Annotated in this window: 25 protein-coding genes and 3 pseudogenes; all 28 read left to right on the top strand. The window is 34.1% G+C overall.

The window, feature by feature from the left end; all coding sequences use genetic code 11:
* The first annotated feature begins 1 nt into the window (after position 1).
* The 28 genes and pseudogenes from essB (at position 2) to VK90_RS07680 (ending at position 23,417) form a co-directional block, all read left to right on the top strand.
* Positions 2-1,177 carry a type VII secretion protein EssB gene (essB, locus tag VK90_RS07805; RefSeq protein WP_048371760.1) on the top strand — a complete coding sequence of 392 codons (1,176 nt, stop codon included), beginning with the start codon at positions 2-4 and terminating at the stop codon, positions 1,175-1,177.
* Entirely contained in the window at positions 1,155-5,630 is a 4,476-nt protein-coding gene (essC, locus tag VK90_RS07800) for a type VII secretion protein EssC (RefSeq protein ID WP_048371758.1), read from the top strand. Before essB ends, essC begins: the two co-directional genes overlap by 23 nt.
* A gap of 93 nt (positions 5,631-5,723) precedes the next feature.
* Entirely contained in the window at positions 5,724-6,155 is a 432-nt protein-coding gene (locus VK90_RS07795; RefSeq protein WP_048371757.1) for a DUF5082 family protein, read from the top strand.
* A gap of 17 nt (positions 6,156-6,172) precedes the next feature.
* Positions 6,173-6,460 (top strand): hypothetical protein, encoded by a 288-nt coding sequence (locus VK90_RS07790; protein WP_048371755.1) that lies wholly within the window; start codon positions 6,173-6,175, stop codon positions 6,458-6,460.
* Between the two features lies 1 nt (position 6,461).
* A complete protein-coding gene (locus tag VK90_RS07785; RefSeq protein WP_048371753.1) occupies positions 6,462-7,178 on the top strand; it encodes a DUF4176 domain-containing protein in 717 nt (238 codons plus the stop codon).
* Positions 7,179-9,167, top strand: a complete 1,989-nt coding sequence (locus VK90_RS07780) for a DNA/RNA non-specific endonuclease (RefSeq protein ID WP_048371752.1) — start codon at positions 7,179-7,181, stop codon at positions 9,165-9,167.
* 20 nt (positions 9,168-9,187) lie between these two features.
* A complete protein-coding gene (locus VK90_RS07775) occupies positions 9,188-9,643 on the top strand; it encodes an immunity protein YezG family protein (RefSeq protein ID WP_048371750.1) in 456 nt (151 codons plus the stop codon).
* Between the two features lie 559 nt (positions 9,644-10,202).
* Positions 10,203-10,673 (top strand): hypothetical protein, encoded by a 471-nt coding sequence (locus VK90_RS07770; RefSeq protein WP_048371748.1) that lies wholly within the window; start codon positions 10,203-10,205, stop codon positions 10,671-10,673.
* A 41-nt stretch (positions 10,674-10,714) separates the two neighbouring features.
* On the top strand, positions 10,715-11,458 hold the full coding sequence (locus tag VK90_RS07765) for a DUF4261 domain-containing protein (protein WP_048371746.1): 744 nt from the start codon (positions 10,715-10,717) through the stop codon (positions 11,456-11,458).
* 463 nt (positions 11,459-11,921) lie between these two features.
* A pseudogene (locus VK90_RS07760) lies at positions 11,922-12,278 on the top strand (HNH endonuclease); the annotation flags it as partial.
* Positions 12,266-12,694 (top strand): SMI1/KNR4 family protein, encoded by a 429-nt coding sequence (locus VK90_RS07755; RefSeq protein WP_048371742.1) that lies wholly within the window; start codon positions 12,266-12,268, stop codon positions 12,692-12,694. The pseudogene VK90_RS07760 and the gene VK90_RS07755, both read left to right, overlap by 13 nt.
* 34 nt (positions 12,695-12,728) lie before the next feature.
* Positions 12,729-13,199, top strand: coding sequence for an SMI1/KNR4 family protein (locus VK90_RS07750; RefSeq protein ID WP_231595840.1), 471 nt, complete (start codon positions 12,729-12,731; stop codon positions 13,197-13,199).
* A gap of 561 nt (positions 13,200-13,760) precedes the next feature.
* A complete protein-coding gene (locus tag VK90_RS07745) occupies positions 13,761-14,474 on the top strand; it encodes a pentapeptide repeat-containing protein (protein ID WP_048371738.1) in 714 nt (237 codons plus the stop codon).
* 120 nt (positions 14,475-14,594) lie between these two features.
* On the top strand, positions 14,595-15,569 hold the full coding sequence (locus VK90_RS07740; protein ID WP_048371736.1) for a hypothetical protein: 975 nt from the start codon (positions 14,595-14,597) through the stop codon (positions 15,567-15,569).
* A gap of 16 nt (positions 15,570-15,585) precedes the next feature.
* Positions 15,586-16,041 carry a hypothetical protein gene (locus VK90_RS07735; protein WP_048371734.1) on the top strand — a complete coding sequence of 152 codons (456 nt, stop codon included), beginning with the start codon at positions 15,586-15,588 and terminating at the stop codon, positions 16,039-16,041.
* A 369-nt stretch (positions 16,042-16,410) separates the two neighbouring features.
* A pseudogene (locus VK90_RS31070) lies at positions 16,411-16,551 on the top strand (HNH endonuclease); the annotation flags it as partial.
* Complete coding sequence (locus VK90_RS07730) at positions 16,548-17,015, top strand: DUF6985 domain-containing protein (RefSeq protein WP_048371731.1); 468 nt, start codon at positions 16,548-16,550, stop codon at positions 17,013-17,015. The pseudogene VK90_RS31070 and the gene VK90_RS07730, both read left to right, overlap by 4 nt.
* Positions 17,016-17,163: 148 nt before the next feature.
* Positions 17,164-17,481, top strand: a complete 318-nt coding sequence (locus tag VK90_RS07725; protein WP_048371729.1) for a DUF6572 domain-containing protein — start codon at positions 17,164-17,166, stop codon at positions 17,479-17,481.
* Between the two features lie 188 nt (positions 17,482-17,669).
* A complete protein-coding gene (locus tag VK90_RS07720) occupies positions 17,670-18,029 on the top strand; it encodes a hypothetical protein (RefSeq protein WP_156185387.1) in 360 nt (119 codons plus the stop codon).
* 148 nt (positions 18,030-18,177) lie between these two features.
* Positions 18,178-18,348, top strand: a pseudogene (locus VK90_RS31065) (hypothetical protein); the annotation flags it as partial.
* A 115-nt stretch (positions 18,349-18,463) separates the two neighbouring features.
* On the top strand, positions 18,464-18,931 hold the full coding sequence (locus VK90_RS07715) for a DUF6985 domain-containing protein (protein ID WP_048371725.1): 468 nt from the start codon (positions 18,464-18,466) through the stop codon (positions 18,929-18,931).
* 158 nt (positions 18,932-19,089) lie between these two features.
* Positions 19,090-19,674, top strand: coding sequence for an HNH endonuclease signature motif containing protein (locus VK90_RS30595; RefSeq protein ID WP_231595839.1), 585 nt, complete (start codon positions 19,090-19,092; stop codon positions 19,672-19,674).
* Between the two features lie 20 nt (positions 19,675-19,694).
* A complete protein-coding gene (locus tag VK90_RS07705) occupies positions 19,695-20,165 on the top strand; it encodes an SMI1/KNR4 family protein (protein ID WP_048371724.1) in 471 nt (156 codons plus the stop codon).
* Between the two features lie 70 nt (positions 20,166-20,235).
* Positions 20,236-20,625, top strand: coding sequence for an immunity 22 family protein (locus VK90_RS07700; RefSeq protein ID WP_048371722.1), 390 nt, complete (start codon positions 20,236-20,238; stop codon positions 20,623-20,625).
* A gap of 247 nt (positions 20,626-20,872) precedes the next feature.
* Positions 20,873-21,433 carry an HNH endonuclease gene (locus VK90_RS30590; protein ID WP_082147837.1) on the top strand — a complete coding sequence of 187 codons (561 nt, stop codon included), beginning with the start codon at positions 20,873-20,875 and terminating at the stop codon, positions 21,431-21,433.
* A gap of 15 nt (positions 21,434-21,448) precedes the next feature.
* Positions 21,449-21,916 carry a DUF6985 domain-containing protein gene (locus VK90_RS07690; RefSeq protein WP_048371718.1) on the top strand — a complete coding sequence of 156 codons (468 nt, stop codon included), beginning with the start codon at positions 21,449-21,451 and terminating at the stop codon, positions 21,914-21,916.
* 482 nt (positions 21,917-22,398) lie between these two features.
* Positions 22,399-22,770: a hypothetical protein gene (locus VK90_RS07685; protein WP_231595837.1), complete on the top strand. Its 372-nt coding sequence runs from the start codon at positions 22,399-22,401 to the stop codon at positions 22,768-22,770.
* Entirely contained in the window at positions 22,767-23,417 is a 651-nt protein-coding gene (locus VK90_RS07680; RefSeq protein WP_048371713.1) for an SMI1/KNR4 family protein, read from the top strand. The genes VK90_RS07685 and VK90_RS07680 overlap by 4 nt, the downstream gene beginning before the upstream one ends.
* The last annotated feature ends 111 nt before the right edge of the window (positions 23,418-23,528 follow it).

The raw sequence follows: 23,528 nt of genomic DNA, 5'->3' as shown, positions 1-23,528 counted from the left end.
TATGGGGGAAATGAAAAATAGTTTGATAGTTATTAAAGAGGAAACTACATCTACTTTTATTAAAGTGCACTTAACAGCTAATCAATATTCTTTGTCAGGTGTAAAGCAATTCCAGTTATTTTTAAATAAAGCACCACACTTTTTGACTGGAAAGATAGAAGTGGCGAATGAAGAAAAGGTCATTATCACTTATGAAAAAGATGAATTATCTTTTTCGCTTGAACAATATGTTAAAAAATTAGATGCATTTGATCGCCTTCTTTTAGCACAAAAAGTAAATTTCTTAAAAGAATATCTTAACCAACCAGTAACGCCATTTATCCATCCTAAAAATATCTTTATTTTTGGGGAAGAGTTGTTTATTGGTCATCGTGGCGTAATGAATACCGTTATTCCTTATCTTTCAACAGAAGAAGTATATCTAAAACAATACAAGGCATTACTTCTTTATATTTTAAATCCAAAACTGGATTTTGAGAATCTTATTGATGGGGCCGGTGCAGTCCGAGATCCTTTCTCCGAAAAAATTCAAGAATCTTCTTCGTTTGAAGAGATAGACAAGTTACTAATGGAAACAGTTGCGATTCAAAAGGAAAAAAGAAATGCTACAAGTATACTGGTGAAAAGTAGAAATCACACTGTTTTTAAGTGGGGAACAATTATTCTTGGTCTAGCAACATTAGGTCTTTCAATAGGGGTAGGGATATATTCATTAAATATTGTACCTCAGCAAAAACGAATCATAAGTGCCGAATCAAATTTTATTTCAAATAATTATTCAGATGTTCTAGATACTTTAAAGGAAGACAAACCAGAGAATCTTCCTAAAAGCGCACAATATGTGTTAGCAGTGAGCTCGATTCAACTAGATAGCTTGTCTAAAGAGCAGAAAGAATCTGTATTAGGGACTATCTCCCAAAAATCTAATGATAACTCATTACTTTATTGGATCTATATAGGAAAAGGAGACTTTGAAAAGGCCTTAAATATTGCTAAAAATATTGGAGATAATCAATATATTCTTCACGCCTATACAAAAGTTTATGATGTAACAAATGCAGATAACAAGATGAATGGTACGAAGAAACAAGAATTACTTTCGAAATATAAGGAAGAGATGGAAAAGTACATGAAGTTATTGGAGGGGAAGACGGATGATCAGAAACCTAAACAATAGATTATCTAGTGAAGGTGTGCCAATTGATGATCAAATTGTAAATAAAGCGTCTGTACTCTATGATATTTTTTCATTTGGTCATATATTTTCGCATCACGAACTAACAATGTCAAAGCCATCAATTAAGATTGGTAACCATGAAATTTCTTTTGATGGCACGCATTTGTTCTTAGATCAAGATCCATGGACAGGTGATATGAAGGATGGAATTCTCGCGTTACCTCATGAAAAATTAGAGGTTTTAACAACTATCAAGCCGAAAACAAATTTTGTGATTTCTTCTTCAAAGGACTCAGGAATCACCATTCCGACTAAGGCTTTTGCTCTGGTCACATTTAATGAAAAGAATGAAACTTACCAGTTAAATCTGTTTTCAAATGGGGTGTTAGTTTACTTTAATGGAGAGAAAGTAGCTCGATTAGAAAAAGTTTTGTCTGTAGGGGATCAACTTGTTATTGATGGTGTGCTTATTGAATTGAGAGAAAAACAATTTAAGTTGTGTAAGATAACCAATGAATTTTCACTAAATTCTTGGGAGATTATTAACGAGATATTTATTCCAGAATACCCAAAAAATTTCCCTGAATTTAGACGTAGTCCAAGAATTCATTTACGAGAGCCTAAAGAAGAGATAGCAATTCAACCTCCAAGAGCTGAGGAAACTGAGGGGAGAAGTGATTTATTGCGTACGATTGTTCCGCCATTGGCAATGGTTGTTTTAAGTGGTGCGACGAGCGTATTAAGTAATGGAAACCCTATTATGATGTTAAGCATGGGGGGAGTAAGTTTACTCACGGCAGGTTTCTCTGTTTCAAGTTATATTACGAATAAGAAAGAAGTGAAACAAAAGAATCTTAAGCGAAGTGAGTACTATGAAAAGTATCTTATTCAACAGGAAAAAGAATTGTCGTTGCTCTCTCAAAAGCAATTTGAAGCTTTAACGTATAACTTCCCTGATATGGATTCATTGTCTTTGATGACAAAAGAATACAGCCCAAGAATTTATGAAAAAACGATGACAAATGCTGATTTTATAAGTATTCGTTTGGGCCATGGAGAGATTCAAAGTAGTTATAAAGTCAGTTATCATTCAAGAGAAGAAGATGATGCTTTAAGTAAATTTGCAGAAGAAAAAATTGTTTGGCCACATCAAACGTTAAAAGATGCACCTATTGCCATCTCGATGTTAAATCAAACGTTAGGACTTGCAGGAACAAAAACAGTACTACGAATAGCTGTACAGACAATATTATTTCAGCTTTCCGTTTTACATTCTTATAGAGATGTAGAATTTGTAGCATTAGTTCCAGAAGAAGATTATCAAGATTGTTGGCATGCATGGCGTTGGTTGCCACATTTTCAAATACGAAGCTTAAATTTACGAGGAATTATTCATAATTCACAGACACGTGACATGGTTTTAAATTCGTTCTATCAGTTGTTAACAAAACGTCGGCAACAAGTCAAAGAGGCGGGCAATGAGAAAGTAACCTTTGCTCCGCATTATATGTTTACGATTTTAGACGAGAGCTGGCTCTCTGGGCATGGATTAAATGAATTTTTAGCTGAAGATATGAGCCAATACGGTGTTACGGTCATTTGGGGGAAAGACGCGTTAAACATGTTGCCAGAGACAGCAACCACAGTTATTGATTATCAAAGTAACGAATCCGCGGTATTAATTAACAATAATAATGAGTACGTGAATCAACTTTTTGTTCCTAACCATTTACCCAAAAGCTATCCAATTGGGCAAGCAATACAACGCATAGCTAATTTAGAACATGTTGAGGTAGAGAAAAATGCGATTCCAGAATCGATTGACTTTCTAGAATTATATGATGTGAAAAATGTTGGAGAGTTACATATTGGTGCTCGTTGGGAAAAAGCAGACACTTCAAAGTCATTAGCTGTTCCTTTGGGTGTTCGAGGAAAAGATGACATTGTTTATTTGAATTTACACGAACGAGCACATGGCCCACATGGACTCGTGGCAGGTACAACAGGATCTGGTAAATCGGAAATTGTCCAAAGTTATATTTTATCTTTAGCAGTAAATTTTGCACCAGAAGACGTTGGATTTTTACCAATTGATTTTAAGGGTGGAGGTATGGCGAATTTATTTAAGAATTTACCACATCTTTTAGGATCGATTACAAACTTAGACGGTGCAAGTTCTGCAAGAGCATTACAGAGTATTCGAGCAGAATTACAAAAGAGACAACGGAAATTTGGTGAATTTGGTGTTAATCATATTAATGGGTATACCAAGTTGTACAAACAGGGAAAAGAAATTGCTGATCCTGTAGAAAAGAAAAAATATCCATCAGAACCATTGCCGCACCTTTTCTTAATCAGTGATGAATTTGCAGAATTAAAAGCAAATGAACCAGACTTTATGGCTGAGCTAGTATCAACTGCACGTATTGGTCGTTCGTTAGGAGTTCATTTGATTTTAGCTACTCAAAAGCCAAGTGGAGTAGTGGACGACCAGATTTGGTCAAACTCACGATTCAAATTAGCATTAAAAGTAGCCGATCCAAGTGATTCAAATGAAATTATTAAAACACCTGATGCAGCAACGATTACTCAACCCGGACGAGCGTATTTACAGGTCGGAAACAATGAAATTTATGAACTGTTTCAATCTGCGTGGAGTGGAGCGTATTATAATCCAGATGCACAATATGAAGAAAAAGTAGATGAAAGAATTTGGCTAATTAATCAATTGGGCCAGCACGAATTGTTAACTACAGATTTATCTCAAGATGATGAAGTGTCCATGAAAAAGGAAGAAAAGCAAACACAATTGGACGCGATTGTAGAAGATATTGTGATTCATGCTGAAAAAACAAATGCAGTTCTTCCTGAAAAACCTTGGTTACCTCCATTAAAAACAGAAATTGATAGTCCAAAGATTAATGTAGTAACTTCAGGGGATTCGAAAAGAAATCTTTCAGTTCCATTTGGTTTGATGGATATTCCATCAAGACAAGAACAAATTGACTTTTTACTTGATTTAGAAGAGTTGAGTCACCTTGCAATCTATGGATCTCCAGGCTTTGGGAAATCCACTGCATTACAAACTCTTGTAATGAATTTATCAAGAATTAATAATCCTGAACAGGTCCAGTTTAACCTATTTGATTTTGGTACGAATGGTTTACTTCCAATAAAAGATTTACCGCATGTGGTGGATATTGTTCGGTTAGAGGAAGAAGAAAAACTGATGAAGTTCCTCAAACGAATTCGCAAAGAAATTCAAAGTCGAAAAGACGCATTTACAGAGTATGGTGTCGCAAGTCTGTCTCAATATGAAGAGAAATCAGGAAAGCAGTTGCCAGGGATTGTTACCATTGTTGATGGTTTTGACTCAATTAAGGAGAGTCCTTTAGAGGAAGCTATAGAATCTGTGTTAAATCAGCTTTTACGAGAAGGAGCAAGTTTGGGACTCTATGTAGTTATGACGGTTCTTCGTACGAACAGCTTCAGAATGAGTATGGCGAGTAATATTCCATCACATATTGGGCTATTCCTTGTGGAAGAAGGTGCAATTCGAGATGTTGTAGGACGCGATGCTTTGATTTCGCAAGAAATTGTTGGACGAGCGCAAATCAAACTAGACGAGCCACATGAAGTTCAAATTTATTTACCAACTCATGGAAAAAATGATATTGATCGATTGAATAATTTAGAGCAAGAGATTGCACAGATGAATCAGCAATGGAAGGGCACACGTCCTACCAAGATTCCGATGTTATCTAAAACGATCTCTATGCATGATTTTTATACAAATCCACAGGTACAAGAGATGTTGGATAATCTACAACTACCACTTGCTCTAAGTAAAGAAACCACAAATGTCGTTGGTTTTGTACCAGAAAAACATGGTTATTTTGTGATTGGAGACGATACGCCACAGCAAACGGAATATATTGAGCGTATAATCGTTCAAAACTTCAAACATTTTGAAGGGAAAGCACAAAGAATTGTGTTTAATGGAAGCGAACGATTTGGCAGATTCAAAGAAAGCTTCGATGTGATTGTATCAGATATGGAGTACAGCACTTTTGTTAATGATCTAATGAGTGAAATTGAAGAAAGAGAGACACAAAGTGAAAATCAACCGATGTTTGTGTATATTCCCGATGCGCAAATATTTGGAGATAAAACATTTATTTCGGATGAAACATTCAATAAATACTTAAAAAATGGTTCTAAAGTAGGTGTTTATTTCATTTTCCACGGCAATCAAAAACAAATTGAGAACAGTTATGATGAATTTAATAAACGATTACGAGCAAATATTCCAGCAGGGATGATTGGAACACGTTTAGCTGATCAAGGATTGATAAATGTGAAATCTAGTTATAGTGAACCTACAGTGGAATTAGATGAGTCTCATTTCTTTGTTGGACGAAATGCAGGACGAGTGAAATTAGTTAGTGAGTAGATCATTTTATCTGCGAGTGGTGTGTATGGCTGAGTAGTTACAAACAGAAAGATAGTCTTGATAGGGAAATAGATTTTGAGGAGGGAAAACATTATGGCTCAAGAGGAAGATAAAGCCAAAGAAGCTGCACGAAAAGCGGATATCCATGCACGTGTTGATCGATTTAAGGCAAGTTATGATAGTAAAATGGCTAGCCACAGGGCAAATGCCCAAAAGTTAGAGCGCTTAAAAGCCGCAAAGAGATCTTTACAGGGAGAACTTCATCATTTTGATTCTTATAAGAAAGAGTTTACCAATTTAGGCAGGAGTCTAACAACAAGCCAGTTCAAAGGAACACGTCGTGATAAATTCGATAAAAAATTAGAAGAAATCACAACAGCGCTTGATGCAGATAAAGAGAAGCACAATGAAAAGCTAAACGCGATGAATAGTAAAATCACTCTATTAGAAATGGATCAGTCTATAATAGGTGACGCTATTGCGAGCATTTCAGCAAGTATTAGCGGTTTGCATGCTATGTTATAGAAAAGGAGAAAATACCGATGGGGAAAATAGGTATAGATAAAGGGAAATTTAAAAGTGCAGTCGCAAGTGCAGAAAACGCAGTTAGTGGGATAGAGAAAGTTCCCTCACCGAACATTACCAAGAATAATCTATCTCGGTTGACGGGTTTTCAAAATTTAGTAGAGAAAGCCGGAACAACTTTAGAAGCATTTAAAGGAGTATCTTCTGCTGACACAGGCAAAATGAAAGCCGTCGCGGACAAAATTGTCGATGAAGATGCCAAAATGGCGAATGTAATCCAACAAAACACAGTGAGGTTCAAATAATATGGTCGAATATAACAAACGAGAACTTTTAGAAGTTGTTTTACAAAATGACAAAACATTAGATTTAGAGATTACTGACGAACTATTACAAATGGGTAACTTGCTGGGGAATCAGCCTTCCCTTTTTCGTGAGGTTTACAAGGCGTTTCGAAATCAAGAAGATGTCTTTGAAAACAAACCAAAAATCGGCGCGAAATTCTCAGTGACGTTTGATTATCCGAATGAGACAATTCGTTTTGAACGATTAGAAACGCAATTAGATATTCCATTTTCTCAATTTTTACGTTTGATGGGTTTGATTGATGCGTGCTATAGTGAAATTTTGCCGCTGGGTACTGTTGTGGAATTGGACATAGACATGATGCCAGAAGTAATTCAAAATATGTTCAAGAATAGTGAACTCGGAGAACTCGTGATTTTAACAGGGCGCAAAGTACCGTTAAGAGAGGGATTTAACGATTATGTGGTAGATTATCTTGGTTACTTGTGGCCGTTTGGTGAAATGAGTAACACGCCAGCGATTTATGTGTCCAATATGATGATTAAGCGAGTTGTTTCACCTGGAATGACGAATGAATGGGAAGACCAATTTGCTTTTACTTTCTTACGAAGTATGCAAGTAGCAAATGGCAAGCTATCCAGTGCCTTTTTACCACTAGATAAAGCGCTTGCCTTCTATGAAGCTGTTCATACTTCACCAGAAAGAGAGGCGGATTAAATGGGCTTTCAAGTAGATTTAAAGGAATTCCTTGAAGTACTGGCAAAACTCCAAAAAGACACCGGTAAAACCAATGAACAACTTGAAAAAGCCAAAAACGCATTGAATGGGATTATACAAGCTGATGCCATGCAGGGTGCAACAGGAAAAGCGATTGTCGACGACATCAATAATAACCAAAGTACAGTTGTGGCTGGATTGGAACTCGCCAATAAATTCCTCATTATGGAAATGGCGCAAACCTTACAGGATTTTCAGTCAACAACGGGAGAAACTGATGAGAATGCGGTTATTTTGGAAGATGCATTGCTTCAAGCGCAAAACAAACTTTCCAATCTTCAACCCAAGAAACATGAAATGGATAGCCGCATCTCTAATATTTACAACAGCGTAAGTGATTTGATTTCACTGAGTATGCCGAACAGCCAGTTTGATGAAAAACTGGTTGCAGCCAGCAAAGAACTAGAGGATACGATTCAAAAAGTACAGCAATTTGAAAGCAAAAAAGAAAAAAGCAATGCGGAAGACATTCTCAATACCCTAAACAAACAAGTTCAAATGGCAAAAGAAATGAGTAGTTTATCTTATACTAATCCGCAACTGCAAGCCTTCTTTGCACAAGATGCGTTGGCAAAAGGCATTCATGAAATGGATACACAAATCACGAAGGCGGAAAAAGAAGCGGAACTGCAAGCTGAAAGAGAAAGGAAGAAAAAGCAAGAGGAATGGGCGGAACATCATCCAGTGGAGGCTTGGCTTCAAAACTTTTCCAATAGTGCTGGTGAGAAATGGGATGTATTGAGAAAAGGTACAAAATGGGTAGGGGAGAACATTCCTTTCCTGAAAGGACTTTCTGATGATGTCTTGGTGTTGGAAGGTTTTTTAGGCGCTGCAGGATCCGCTATTAGTGGGATTGCGATAGGTGCAAGTAAGCTCGGTTCGCTTGTCTGTAACTTCGTTGCATTGGGATGGAACTCTGCAACAGGGCACGAGACAGCCCAATGGAGGATGGACGATATTTATGGAGCTGGTAATACGCTAAAAAATCTTGGACAAGCCATCATCAGCTGGCAGGATTATCCTAAGTATGGTAAGGCACTAGTTAACTCCGTAAAAGGTTATGTAGAAAAAGCATTGACCGACCCTTATGCTCTTGGTGGTGCGATATTTGATATTGGAAGTTGTTTTGTCGGCGTTGGTGAAGTAACCGCCGCAGTGAAAGGAACAGCTGCATTCGGAAAATTCGCAGAGGGAACAAAAGTCTTTCAGGTAGCCGCGAAAAATAGTAAAATAGTTGGTAAGTTGGAAGAAGTAACGGCATTAATGAATAAGTTGCCGGGTAGTATGAAGAATGTCGTAGGGAAGATTAAAAATATTGAGATCCCGAATTTATTCCCTGAACTTGCGCTAGCAGGCATTGGGGGAGAAAGAAAGACACTTGGAGAGTTATTTTCTGCTGGAACTGGAGGTACGGTAAATAGGACAGTAAATGGTACTGGTGGAGCAAGTGGCGTTAAAACATTAGTTAAAACAGGAGAACATTTTACAAACGGAAGAAGAAATAGATTAAAGCCTGATATTAGGTATAAAACAGGAGAGTTTGACTATTTTTATGAAACCGATAGTCTTGGAAGAATTGAAAAACTTGAAACAGATAAGCTACAATTAACTGAAAGAGAGAAGAGATTATCACATAGTAAAAATACACCTGGTAAAGTAAAAGGACAAGACCATGCAGGGCATTTGATAGGTGATAGATTTGGAGGATCACCTAAAATTGATAATTTGGTTTCGCAATTATCTGATGTTAATTTGAAGGAATATAAGAAGATTGAAGAAGAATGGGCTAAAGCTTTGAAAGCAGAACCCCCTAAAGAAGTAACAGTTGATGTTGAAATAATTTATTCTGGAAATGATATGCGCCCAGATAAATTTATAGTTAATTACTTTATTGATGGTAAGCCAGGGTTTAAAGTTATTAATAATTAATCTAAGGAGTGAAAATTAGGATGAAAGAATTTGAAGATAGATTTAGTGAGTTACAAGGCGATATGATATCTATATGTATGGAATACGTTGAAGATAGGGCGGATAAAGTGTATGTTTATGCTTCACGTGAAGAAGGAATTATTTCAGGCAGTTTCTTTTATTGTATTAATAATAAGTATGTAGAATGTCATAAAGTGAATGATGCATTGGAGGATGGAGACGAAAGATATGATGTGTCTCCAAAAAGAATGCTTATGGTATTGCGTATAATATGTGAAGACATCGAAAAAATTGAAGAATTATGTAAAGAATATGAAAGAGACATGCCAACAGAGATGAAGTTAATATATGATACTAAGAGTGGAAGGTTTAAAGCTGAATACAAGTATGATTTAGTATATACAATTGATGATATTAAAACGGCGGATCATATTGCTGATGAGTGGTTTGAGGAAGTGAAAAATAATAACCTTTAAAAGGTTCACAGTAATAGTTATATCTAAGTTGAATTAATAACTTATGATGGTTGTACCATCATAGAGTACTATGTGCAATGATAGAATAGAAAACGAAGTACAAGCTTAGGCGAGATGATATTTTATTGTGCAGCGGGTACAAAGACATGGAGTGTATAGTAAACTAACGAACTCGTACAAACTCGTAAGTTCTAACGTATTACTTGTCATGACATATGAAGGGTTTCATACTATTACTAGAAAAATTACAAAGTTATGCTACATAAAACCAGTTGAATTTAAAGCACTTGATTGTCGATTAAAGACAACAAGTGCTTTTTTATTAATAGGGGACCTATAGCTTCATAAAAGTATTTTTTATAAATTAAGGAAAATACAAATTGCTAGTATAATTAAAGATGTAAATGATTTACGAAGGATATTAAAAGAAGACGGCTTATACAATAAAGATTCGAGGGAAAGAATCAGAGAGTATATTGAATACTATAAAAACTATCGTAAGAATGATCAAGAGGATGGTTTGAAAATTTTTAAGAAACCTTAATTATGGAGGGAAATAATGTCTTTAGAGAATATGATATCATCTTTAAAAAAGATGCGTTTTTTGGCTCATGAAGATGATAGTATAGAAGTATTAGAAGAAATTTTAAATGAAATATCACAAACTGCTGATAATACAGTAATTGGTGATTTGTGTAGTGTTTTTCATGATGAAATAGATGAACCTTCAATTATTGGTGATTTAATTGAAACTATTTTTTATATTATTGAACGGAATGGAATTGAAGAGGGGTTATATGAATTAATTGAAGGAATGAGTTACATTTTACCACAAGCTAGATATTGTGCTAAAAGGCTTTATAGAAGTCTTTTAGCTACAGATGATTTAATTGTTCCATTTATTAATGTTTTGAGAAAGGTTACACCTTCTCAAAAAGCAGAAGTAATCAATATTTTGAAAGAAATAAGTGATAAACAACCAAAACAATATTTAGAAAAAGTCAATTTTATTTTTAAAGGAGTTATTTGATAAGCCATTTTGGATAATTAGAGAAGTAGGTGAATAAAAATATGGATTTACCAAAGATTATTTTAGGTATACCAGGGAATTGGATAAATAGAAATGATTTTAAAAATACGATGGCTAGAAATGGTGACGGATATATATATATGGGTAACCATGTTGGACGTTTAGATAATCCAGAAGAATTTTTCGAGGTAGATATAAGTGAACCGAATCCTTATATCACTGAATTTATGGAAATGAATGGGAATGGATTGCTTGATATAGAAGATATAGAGAAGATAAAAACACATAAAAGCATAATTTACCTTATAAGTGAAGGTGGATCTCTTGAGAGGGTTCAATGCCTTATGAAGGCTGCAAGTGCTGTTCTTAGTGCTGGTGGTATTGCCGTGAATGTTGAATCTTCTGGAAGGGCATGTACCAAAGAAGCATGGATAGATGCGACAAACAGTAAGGATATAACAAAATTGTTTTCAGCATTTGTTCAAATGTCTCGAGAAGGGGATACTTTTTATACTACTGGTATGCAGAACTTCGGATTATGTGATATAAAAACTTCAATAGAAGGAATAAGTGGAAGAGAAGTTGCTACCTTATTTAGAGTGTTTTGTTTATATAATCTTGATGAAAATCCAATTATTAACGATGGAGAAACATTTAGTATAGATTCTAGTGGGCCTATATACTTATTGGAGCAAGAGAACTGTACAATGTTTGAAGAAGATGACCCATTTTATAATCCATATGGAGTATGGAATTTAGTTCGTCACCATCGGGCTAAAAGCTGAAGCTGTTTTTAAATTAAAGGGCATGATGATGGGTTAATATTTCTCTCTTTCGGTTCCAAATCGTTTATAGTTTTTAATACCTTTAATAGTTTTATGATTAAAAACTCATGTTTGAATCAAAATGCCATGATGGTTATAACATTATGGAGTGTTTGTTTAATACTAAATAAGAAAGATGATTGAGGAATTGAGGAAGAAATTATAATACGGTGACGTAGGCACTAAACTAATGGGCTAGTATAGGCTCTGAGGACTGGTTAAGATACCTAAAGGATGTTAAACTGTTACTATAAAATGATAAAAATTACAAACTTTAAGAGGCGTTTATATTTAGAAAACATATAAACTCAAAGCACTTGTTTACTTATAGGTAACAAGTGTTTTTTTGCATTATAGGATAGAAATGAGTAGGCACATTATAATTTTATAAGTGCACTAAGGGTACGGGTAATATAAAGAAGGTTTTCCTCTATTCAACTCTAAGGAAGAAATGCTTTTAGATAAATCGTTTTATTTAGAACCAGATAAAGTACAATTTCGAGAGTTATCGTTAAGGCTATACGAAAAGATACAAAGAGATCAAGATTTGGCATTGAAATTTACTCCAAGTGAAATAGAGTATTTAAAAAGAGGGAAAGTACCCAAAACATTGACTTGGCATCACCATCAAGATCCAGGAAGAATGCAAATTGTTGATTTCTTTGAACATGATGCAGCACCACATACAGGTGGGAGAGCAATCTGGGGTGGTGGCGTTCCAGGAAGGAAAGGTCATTTAGTAAAACAGATTTTGGAGGGAATTATGACATGGAAAAAGTAAATTGGCTATTTACAGAAGAATTAATTGAAGAAAAAATAATATCTAAGGTAGAGAAATCTTTAGGAGTAATCTTTCCACAAGATTATAAGGAATGTGTAATGAAGTATAATGGTGGATGTCCGGAACCGGATAACTTTAATTTTGAAAATGGAGGAGAAGGTGTAATAAATAATCTATTAAGTTTCACAAATCAAGATATGAATATAGAGATGTTTTACGATCCAATACAGCCTGAGATAGAGGGGATTGTTCCTTTTGCAAGAGATCCTTTTGGAAATCTAATATGTTTTGACTACCGTGCGGATAAACTATCACCGACAATTGTATTTTGGGATCATGAGGAACAAGGAGAAGCAACTATAGAGATAATTTGTAATACATTTTCAGAGCTATTAGATGGATTATATGATGAGTGAAAACCTATTTATAAAAAGTGAAGGAGAAATAAATATGAACTTTGAATATACGTTTCCTCCAACAGACCAGAGAGAAATTAAAAACTTAGAGGAGAAATATAATATTAAGTTGCCAGATGAGTATAGACAATTTTTATTATTGAATAATGGGGGGAAAGCGGAGAAAAGAAGATTTGTTACAAATGATGCCGGGAAAGAAGGTACTGTCGAGTCTTCTATTGTACTGTTTTTTCCTTTAACTACTGAAACGAATCTTAATTTAGAAGAAATGTTTAACAAATATAACTTAGGGAAAGTAGTTCCTTCTCACTTTTTCCCAATTGGTTATAGCATAGGTGAAAGTTTAGTTTGTTTATTGCTCGAGGGAGAGGGGAAAGGTAATCTTTACTATTGCGATATGGATTATTTTGAACAAGATAATGAATTATTAGATGAAGATATAAAATTTATTGCAAAAGATTTTACAACATTTATAAAAGAACTTAAAGCACCACCGAAAAGTTAATGTGTTATATGATGGGAATTTTGTATTAAAAAAGGATAAAAAATATTGTGAAAATGAGCGGGAAATGTATAATTATATTTGAAAATATATCTATAAAAAATAATATAAAAGAGTACATCAACAAATAAAACTGTTGATGTACTCTTTTTATGGATTTGAGAACCAAATCGATAGCTTATAAGATAATATATTTCCAATGATTAAGAAAAATCATATTTGAATTTATAGCTCATATTAGTAAGTAGACACATGATATTGGATACAGTGGCTTTATAAGAGGGATAACCACACTTATTTAATACTTGATTTATATTCATTTACCAGAATGACAAAGCTCATGATGCTAAAGTTAAAGATGCACAGGCATCTAAAACAAGTGAACGAAACAGAAAGGATTTTTGACGGGGAGAGTAAGAGCACTTATTTAATGTCCTATTATTATTCTATTAATACAAAAAATGTCTTTAACTATTAAAAAAAGACATCCATAATTTTTCTACGTGATTGAAATGTATTATAAAATTCAAGTGAGGACAATTAAATGGAGTGTTGATTGTAATCATGAATGAGAAGAATAATGATAGAATAAGAGTGATGGAAATATTAAGTAGATCTCAATACAATGATAAGATTATAGAAGAGTTAGACCTTACCTTTTCAGACCTGTCAGTGGTAATGGGAAAGCGTATTATGGCAAACCGAGTTATGTTAAGGGCTTCCTCATTAATGGGATCAGCGTTTCCTGATTGTGATTTTGAGCTGGCTGACTTTAGATGTTGTAATTTAGGGGAAATCAACATTGCAGATTGTAGGTTTGATGAAGCGGATTTCTCTAAAGCGAATATGAAGTACGCAAAAATAAATGTAAGTTATGCTTACGAAACATGTTTTGACGAAGTTGATTTTTCATATGGAGAACTAGTTGGAACAGTTTTAAATCATGCTACTTTTCGCCATGCGAATTTATCTGAAATTGATGCTACACAGGCGTATTGCACTGGAACGGGTTTTAGCAGTGCTAATCTTACAAATGGTAAATTTGAAAAAACGTATTTGGAAAATGCAAATTTATCAGAAGTAGATGCTAGAAATACAGATTTTACAAATACAGATTTTACAAATACAGATTTAACAGGAGCAACCCTTTTAAATGGGAATTTTACGGAAGCGGATTTTACCGGTGCTAAACTTGACAATGTAGTTTGGACAGGAGCAAATGTAGAAGGAGCTAAGTTTGACGAAAATGTGAAGGAACAAGTGTTGAAAATGATATAGAAGTTGATTTTGAATCGTATGTAAACTTGGCAAATAAGTTTTAATGTATTATTTGTCATAACATGTACAGGGTGTCACACTGTCACTATAAAACTTGCAAACATTCATAGGGGAGATTCAATGATAAACCAAAAAAAGTTAGAAATGGCTTTTAAAAGATATAGCAAAAATTTTGTGGATGGAATCAAATTTGAAGATGTTAAAGATAAATATAATGTTAGTAGAAAAAAGATTGAGAAAATCGTTGAGCAAAATGAAACAGATAAAGATCACATACTATTAATAAATCTAAGCAAAATTTCCTCATATCACTTGTCATTATGGAAAAACGATGTATTGATCAGCGGTGGAAACAATGCAGAAGGATTAAAGAACATGCAGAAGGTTTTATTTTACCAGTGCATGGGACAGGATCTCTATACAAGCAGGTATCCAGGGATGATCTTGGGATATACGTTTAGAGAAGTCGTCCTCACATTAGTTCATTTTGCAATGTATGGATGGGAGAAAGAAGAAAATATATTATATGATTTTATGACTCATCACTTCGGTGAACATTTAATAGATGCCAATGAAGAGGATAGACATATTTGGTTTTTGCTAGAGCTGTACTTGCAGTATAGAAATAAAACCATCATGGGAACGAATAAAAAATTGTATCTAGCTGTGAAAAATAAGTTTAAGGAAGCTGAACTGCGATGCGGCTCAATCCCTGAAGACCTGAACATTTATGATGAAGTGCTGGAACGTTGGTCGACTGGTAATTTAGAAGAAATAGAACATCTAATTTCGATAATGTCACAGTATCATTCTGCATTAGCATCTGAAATCGGACAGCTAGGTGAATTTGGCGATTTCGGATACGGATTTTATCCTTTTGAAATCTTATTCTTGATCCATGTAAGGAAACAACTAGGGTTGCCAGTACCTACTCAATTCGATAATTTTCTGATGAATACTCCAGAAGCGAAAATGGTATTTAGAGAACGTGAGCCATACCCTGAGTGGGATCCCGTGCTTCAGATGATCGATCAATTTTATCGTAAAAACTACCCAGAATATATTCCTAACAAGCATGGAGAATTATTTCAATAAAAGGGAGGAAGCTAATATGCCGGATAAAGGGATAGCACAGATTATATTTCCTGATAGCAAGGATTTGGAAACGTTTTTGAAGGAACAAGGAAGTTATGACTTACATGAAGACCTATTAAAATATGGATTGACGACGAAACAGTTTTTATACGTTGACTATAAAGGTGAGCAATACCAAGAAATTGTCAATTTTATTCTTGATTACGAATTTGCCCACCAAATTGAATTAGCAACACAAGAAGAACTCGAGAAATTAGAAGCATTTAATTATGAATTTTTACCTGAAAAGATCCAAGAGGTCAACAAAATACTGTCACCAAAGGGGTATGGACTATTTTCATATCCAAATTCGGGCGACTTCTTCGCACTATTCATTGTAAAAATAGAGACTATAACAAAATTGCTGCAAGAAGAAGTGCTGCACGATGATAGAATCCCTTTTCAAGAAAGGTGTATCAAGTATTATAGATAGACCTAAGATTGTATGTCTTCAACCTTGACTCCGGTCAAGGTTTCCTTATAAGTTAATATCAAGATTACATAGCTATCTAGAATGTGCTATTTTTGGCCATGTACGATTGTAATAACGCCATGTGTTATGGTAATCGTTCATGTTCTTGCAAATCTATTTAAAACTTTTCGCATGAATATTAGTCAAAATAATAAAGGTGTTTTGAATTTGGAAGGCTTGATACTAGAAATAGAAAAATAAGTTGAGAGATGTGCCTATTTTGTGAGTTACTTGGACACTGACAAAGGTACATGCTCAATAAAGGAAGTCAATAGCAACGTTAGGAGAACGTAGTGGCTATTGACTTTTTTATTTTTACAACTGGGTTAGAATGAGGGTAAAACAATGCAACTCGTGCCAACAATCATAAATGCTGAATTTGGACATCTGGGTGGTGTAGGAGAGATAAACGCAGGAGCGTTTAAACCCGGAGGATTTGCTAATAGACATAAGGAGGAGCTTGTAAAATGATTTTAAATGATTCGGTTTTCGGTAAACTTGAATATGAGTATGGTTGGGTTAAGGATACTATAATTCATTTTTTGGGAAAAGAAACTGAGATAACTTTAATGATAGATGGGGAAGAGGACGACAATTTTGATGAAGAACAATATGTAGCATACACCTCGCTTATGCAAAATTGGGAACACTTGCAACAAAGTTTTTTGCAACCGATTTTAGAGTATTATAAACAAGAGCGACATGAACTAGGTTATGATATTGAAGTAAATGAAAGTTATCCATTAGTTGAAACAACTGATCAAATATTAGAAATGATAGATTTAGACGGGATTGTTGTTCCTTATGGGGATTTGTGTGAAGGTAGAGACATTAGATTTACACTTAATTGTACATGGGATACAGAGAATGGGCTAGGAATTCGTATGTTAAATGAGATAGTAACTGAAGTGGGTTACCAGGATATTGCGATTTAAGTGTAACTATTAATCAATAATACACATGGATTGGAACTTATCAGCATAGGGAAATATAGACAGATAAAACAAACTTTAAATGAAGATAAAAATATATATGAGTACATTGTAGATTATTGCAATAGACATATATAGGATAGGAGAAAAGATGGCAGTTATAGATTTGGATCAGATAGATGCAATTGGAGTAGAAGATAAAAAGCTAAAGTTGTTAATAATAGACTATCTAGACTGGGAATATGAAGACATGCATCTAGACGTACTACAAGAAAAAATTAATAATTACTTAGTATATCTTGAAGATAAGCAGTATATTAAAGATTATGGAGACAACTTTGAGAAAAAAATAATTGATATACATTTTCAACATGGTGTTTCGGAAAATGGCTTGAAATTTCTGAACGTACTTTCCAGTCAACTAAATGATACTGACATATTCATCAATATTCACCTACCAGAAGAATAATTTTTTATTACTTGTATACGTTCTAATTTATTTTGCTAGATTTTTGGATCAAGGAAAGAACTTTTCGAAGAAGAAGTTTTTTAGAATTGTATATCTTAATGAACCATGTAACCTGGCTTTGAGTAAGTGAAGAGAAAGTTATAGATAGAGTAGAATCAACAAAAGGGACCTCATATTTGAGGTCTCTTTTGTTGACTCTATTAAAGAAATTTCCAATTAAACATTGGTGTAAAAAACCAGTTATTAATGCTTTTGAGTATATAAATGGTGTTTTTGGATTTCCTCAAGGCACAAGCGATGCATTTGTTGGAAGTTATCCGAAAATAATGAATTGGAAGACGAAAACAACCTATCTATTTGAAAGACTTATAGGAGATGGAATATCGGCAGTAGGATCTATGGTTGAAATGTTTGAAGGTATTTCGTTAAAAGGTACTTTGAATTTCTTAACCGCTGTAACAACAGTGGGAACAGCTGGGTTAGCAACACCAATCGTTATCCTAGCTAATATAGCAGCAACTGCAGCAGGAGCAACTATAGCTTCATAAGGGGATATTTTTGGTATAATAAAGTACAAAATAGTACGGAGACTCTCCTGAAATTTCAATTTACTTCGTCCTCTGATGGACGTGTGAATAAAGGAAAAGAGATTGATAATGAAGGAGTGGTACTAAGGGTACGGGTAATAGTAGTAAAGTAGATGTCCCTTATGGAACACAATTTCGTAAGACTGGTAACAAAAAAGAACTAAAACCAAATGTGAAGTACAAAACAAAAGAAGGATATACCTATGAAACCAACAACTTTGGTTGGATTGATAGTGTCGAAGCGGAATTACAACTCGGCAAAGGAAAGAGAAATCAATACTACTTGTACCAACAGAGATAAACAAAAGATTCGGGCATCTTGGTGGGGTAGGAGAGATAAACACAGGAGCGTTTGAACCGAGAGGATTCGCCAATAAATAAAAGGGAGAATTAAAATGAGAATAAATGATTCAGTTTTCGGTAAACTCGAATATGATTTTGTGTGGTCTAAGGATACTACCATTAGTTTTTTGGGAAATGAAGTCGAAATAGCATTGATGGTGAAGGGTGATGAGTCTGGTCAATTTGATGAAGAACAATATGTAGCATACACCTCGCTTATGCAAAATTGGGAACACTTGCAACAAAGTTTTTTGCAACCGATTTTAGAGTATTATAAACAAGAGCGACATGAACTAGGTTATGATATTGAAGTAAATGAAAGTTATCCATTAGTTGAAACAACTGATCAAATACTAGAAATGATCAATTTAGATGGAATTATTGTTCCATATGCGGGTATTTTTGAAGGACGAGATATTGGAATTACATTTAATTGTACATGGGATATAGAAAATGGACTAGGGCTTCGTCTATTAGATGAACAAGTAACTGAAGTAGGTTACCAAGATGTTGCAATTTAAGCATTACTATTTGTAAGGGATACACATAACAGAATATAAAAAATTGTTTTTTTGGAAATTGATAGCAAAGACAGCAGAGATAGATACTAGAAATCTCTGCTGTTTGTTTATGCAAATGGAAAAATTAATCTTGAAGGTTATTTCTATCGTACATACTATTGAGGCCTTTTACTAAAGATATTGAATTTGTAAATCCATCTGTTAAGGGTACGGGTAATAGAAGTAAGACAGTAAGTGAAGTTAATTTAAATAATATAGATGATTTTATTAACGGAACTAAGAATTTTGATGATGTATTAGATGATTATGCTCGACATTATATTGAGGTAATAGATATTAAAAACTGGTCTTGGGCCAATAATATTAAAGGTGGAAACAAATTAACAAGTAATAAAAGAAAAATGATAAAACAACGAGCTGAAGAACTAGGTCCTATACCGAAAGTTGAAGTGAAAAAAGTAGAAGGTATGCGCTATGGATTTGCTGATTTTGAAGGACTTGGTCTAGTAGTGCATAAAGATGAACTTCCAAAAGATTTATGGTTAAAAAGAGATGTGGAGCAATTTGACTGGTTGAACAACAGGCTTCTAGAAGATATAAGGGCTATGGTGGAAAATGGTTCTTATACGTGGCATCATACTGAAGTACCAGGGAAAATACAACTAGTTCCTTATGGAATCCATGGTATTACTGTTCATAATGGTGGAAGGACTGAAGGAATGTGGTCAGATGCGCCAAGATAATAAAAAAAGGAGTGTTTTTAATGGAAATAAAAAAAGAATCTATAATTTATCCGTTACCATCTGATAGTTTAATATTAAGGAAAGAAGAATTTTGGAGAGTTCAACTACCGATAGATTATAAGAATTTCATAAAAGTTAATAATGGTGGTTCCCCAGAAAAGAAATCTTTTGTGTGTAATAACCATAGCTATGCAGTTATTAGGTTTTTATGTATTCTTGAAGCCCCAGAAAATATTGAAATAGGTATGTTTGATATTGATGTAACATGGACTCAGCTAGATGAGAGACTTACGGATGATGGAGATTCACTGGGAGTAGCTTTATTACCAATTTCTGTATTATTTGCCGGTGATTTTTTATGTTTAGATTTTAGAGAATCAAAAAATAACCCTAAAGTTTGTGTGTGGGATCATGAGAATTCTGCTGAACTTGAACCAGTAAGTTATCATGTTGCAGATACCTTTGATGAATTTATGGGTATGCTTCACTAATACATCTATCTAGACAAATCACATGATTAAAACTAGCTAAAGGAACTCTAAAAAAATGAGGAGTAATAATATGGAATATAGTGGAATGGTTTCGGTCTGGTTTGGGTTTTCTAAATCATTTGAGAGCCTTGAAGAGTATGTTGATATAGAATATACGGAAGATGGAGATTCAATAGACTCAAAGTTTGGGGAAAACTTTGAATTTGGTTATTATGATGAAGATAACATTGAAATTTATTTTTATGAAGATCCTAAAAATAATGTAGAAGATATTTTAAAAGATTTTTCTTATAGTGAAGTAATTATCCCCAAAATAAAAGAGTTAATAAATGCTGATAATTTAGTATACAGTATTAATTCTGTTATTGTACTCTATGATTTTAAATACAATGAAGCGAAAAGTGAAGATGAATCCGAAAATATAGAAATTGAATTTATTGGTAATGTACTATACAAGTAGCTTGTACAAGTTCGTTAGTTTAAATGTACTATTTGTTATGAAATACAAAACATATCATATTATCAGTATCAAATGATTGTATGCACAAACTTAAAGTGACTAGTGACTTAAAACTTTAGAACACATATGAACTGAAAGCACTTGATTGTCACTTATGGCAACGAGTGCTTTTTGCGTTGTAGCATGAAAAGTGAAGCGAGCGTTATAATTTTATAAGTGCACTAAGGGTACGGGAGAAGGTAGCGATATTCCACCTGCCTTCAAGCAAGAGGAATTTGCCAGTACATATGGATTAAGATCTAAGCAAACACCCGCAGAAACAAATTCAACGGTTGTTTTCGAAGGGGCTAGAGGTGGGTCTTTATGTACTCTAAAACCACCACCAGATCCTACGTTACAGAAAATTTTAAATGAAGCTGGTATTAATGGAATTGAGTATAAAAATGGAGTTCCTGATTTTTCACCTGTAGCAAAGGCACAGTTGGAAATCGATTATATGCTAGGTGAAAAAGGGGCTAAAGGAAATACTGCTAGAGATTATAATTTTAAGCAAGCAAATGAAAGGTTAGCAGATCAGCTTAATAATTCACCAGAATTGGCAAACCAATTTGGAATGGAAGCTGGTGGAATTACGGCAAAAGATATAGAAAAATATCGAGTGAAAAATAAATTAACATGGCATGAGTTAAATGATGGAGTTACTATACAACTTGTGCCAACAGAAATAAACGCCAAATTTGGACACCTTGGTGGATTTGGTGAAATAAACGCAGGAGCTTTTGAACCTGAAGGATTTGCAAATAAATAATAAGGAGATTATAAAATGACAATAAATGATAAAGTTTTTGGAGAACTTGATTATCAGTATACATGGGTAGGATACAGAACCATAAAGTTTTTAGGAAAGGATACGGAGATAGCATTATTAATTGGAGGAGAAGATGATGGTAAATTTGATGAAGGTCAATATGTGGCATACAATTCATTAATGGATAATTGGGAGAAAATCCAACATAACATATTACAACCAATTTTAAATTATTATAAACAAAAAAGGTATGAGCTTGGTTATGATGTTGCATTTAATGAAGACTACCCATTAATTGAAACAGTTGATCAATTAATAGAACATATAACATTAGTAGGTATTTCTGTTCCGTATGATTTCCTTCGCGATGGACGTGATGTAGGGGTCTCGTTTGATTGTTCATGGGATGAGGAAAATGGTTTAGGAATTCGTCTTATAAATGAAAGGGTAGATGAAGTAGGTTATCAAGATGTCGCTATTTAAAATAGGCTGTTAAAAAGTACAGACTAATGATGGTTGTATCATTATGGAGTACAATGTGCAATGAAAGAACAGAAAACAAAGTACGAGCTTAGGTGAGATGAGGTTTTATCTGGCTACGAATATATACACTTAGAATGAACATGAAACTAATGAACTCGTACAAGCTCGTAAGTTTTAATGTACTTGTCGCGATGCATATAAGGTGTCATACTTTTACTAAAATACTTATAAATTTATGCTACTTAAAAACAGATGAACTTAAAGCACTTGATTGTCAACTAAAGACAACAAGTGCTTTTTATTTTGAGATTATAACATAGGGTACGGGAGAATCCAGATTAGAATATCTGAGAGAGAAATATGGCGAATTAACTTCTGAACAGCTCCATGCTAATATTAATGAAAGGGCTGGTATTACATTTCCGCAAAGATCCACTAGGAGTCAACTTGAAAATGGAGGTTATATTGCTGAAGATGTTGACTTGTATAAAAAAATGAGTCCAAATAAGAATCGTGCTCTGGGTTTTCGGAATACAAAAAATGATGGACTGGTGCAAGCACATCATGCAATACAGGATGAATGGGCTAAGATATGGGCTAAAACAAGCGGTAATAATTATAGCAGTAGACAAGCACCATCAATATTAATCAAATCTACCTCTGGTGAACCACATGCTATAATATCCGCTCTTCAAAGAGCCAGAAGAAGGAATGAAGGTTTTAGTACGGATATAATATACGAATTTAATATTAGCTATAAAGAAATGATTGAAGCAGGTGTAGATTTAGAAGTAGCAAAAAAAGTAATGCGAGAAGCATATAGATATTTTGATGGATTAGGAGGATTCAAATGATAAATGTTCAAAAATTGTCGACTTATGAATTATATTCTCCAGTTGATGAAAATGAAATTAAAAAAGTTGAAGAGGAAATGGGATTAATACTCCCTAATGCTTATAAACAATTACTAAAGCATACAAATGGTTTTGTGTCCGATAATGGAGTCGTTATATTTGGAGTGGATATAATAGATGAAATGAATAAAACATATGAAGTCCATGAATATGCAAAGGGTTATGTTGCTGTAGGAAGTAATGGTGGAGGAAAAATACTGTTAATGGCTACAAATGAAAACGCAACAGAGTTAGTACAAGTTGATTCGAGGATTATGGATCCGGATTATGCTACCATAGTAAGTGAGAATTTTGTACAGTGGATAAATGACGGAGCGATAGATATTGAATGTGTGGACGAAGAACAGGAAGTATTTAAGGAAAAACTGTGTAATCTTATATTGGTAAGTTCACCAGTAGGAGGGGCTATGGATTTAAAGAAAATTCAAGAGGTATTTATCATCAAAAAGGGATTGTTTGACTTATTAAAAGGATCAAAACAATTACCATTCGTGTTAATGAAAGACATACCTGTTGAGTTGGCTTTAAAAAACATAGAACTGTTAGGCGAATTAGGGGATATATTGAAAATATCTAGTACTGATTAACTGATTTTAGGGCTTAAAATAGAGGGTATTTGAATTAAGAAACGTTTAATACAATTATTAATTCAAAATAATATTGTTGAAAAATTGCTATTGGTTCCGTGAGTGTCCTAT

Source organism: Bacillus sp. LK2 (genome assembly GCF_001043575.1).
Taxonomy (GTDB): domain Bacteria; phylum Bacillota; class Bacilli; order Bacillales; family Bacillaceae_G; genus Bacillus_A; species Bacillus_A paramycoides.
The sequence above is the reverse complement of the archived record's forward strand: the minus strand, read 5'-3'. Positions and strand labels throughout refer to the sequence as shown.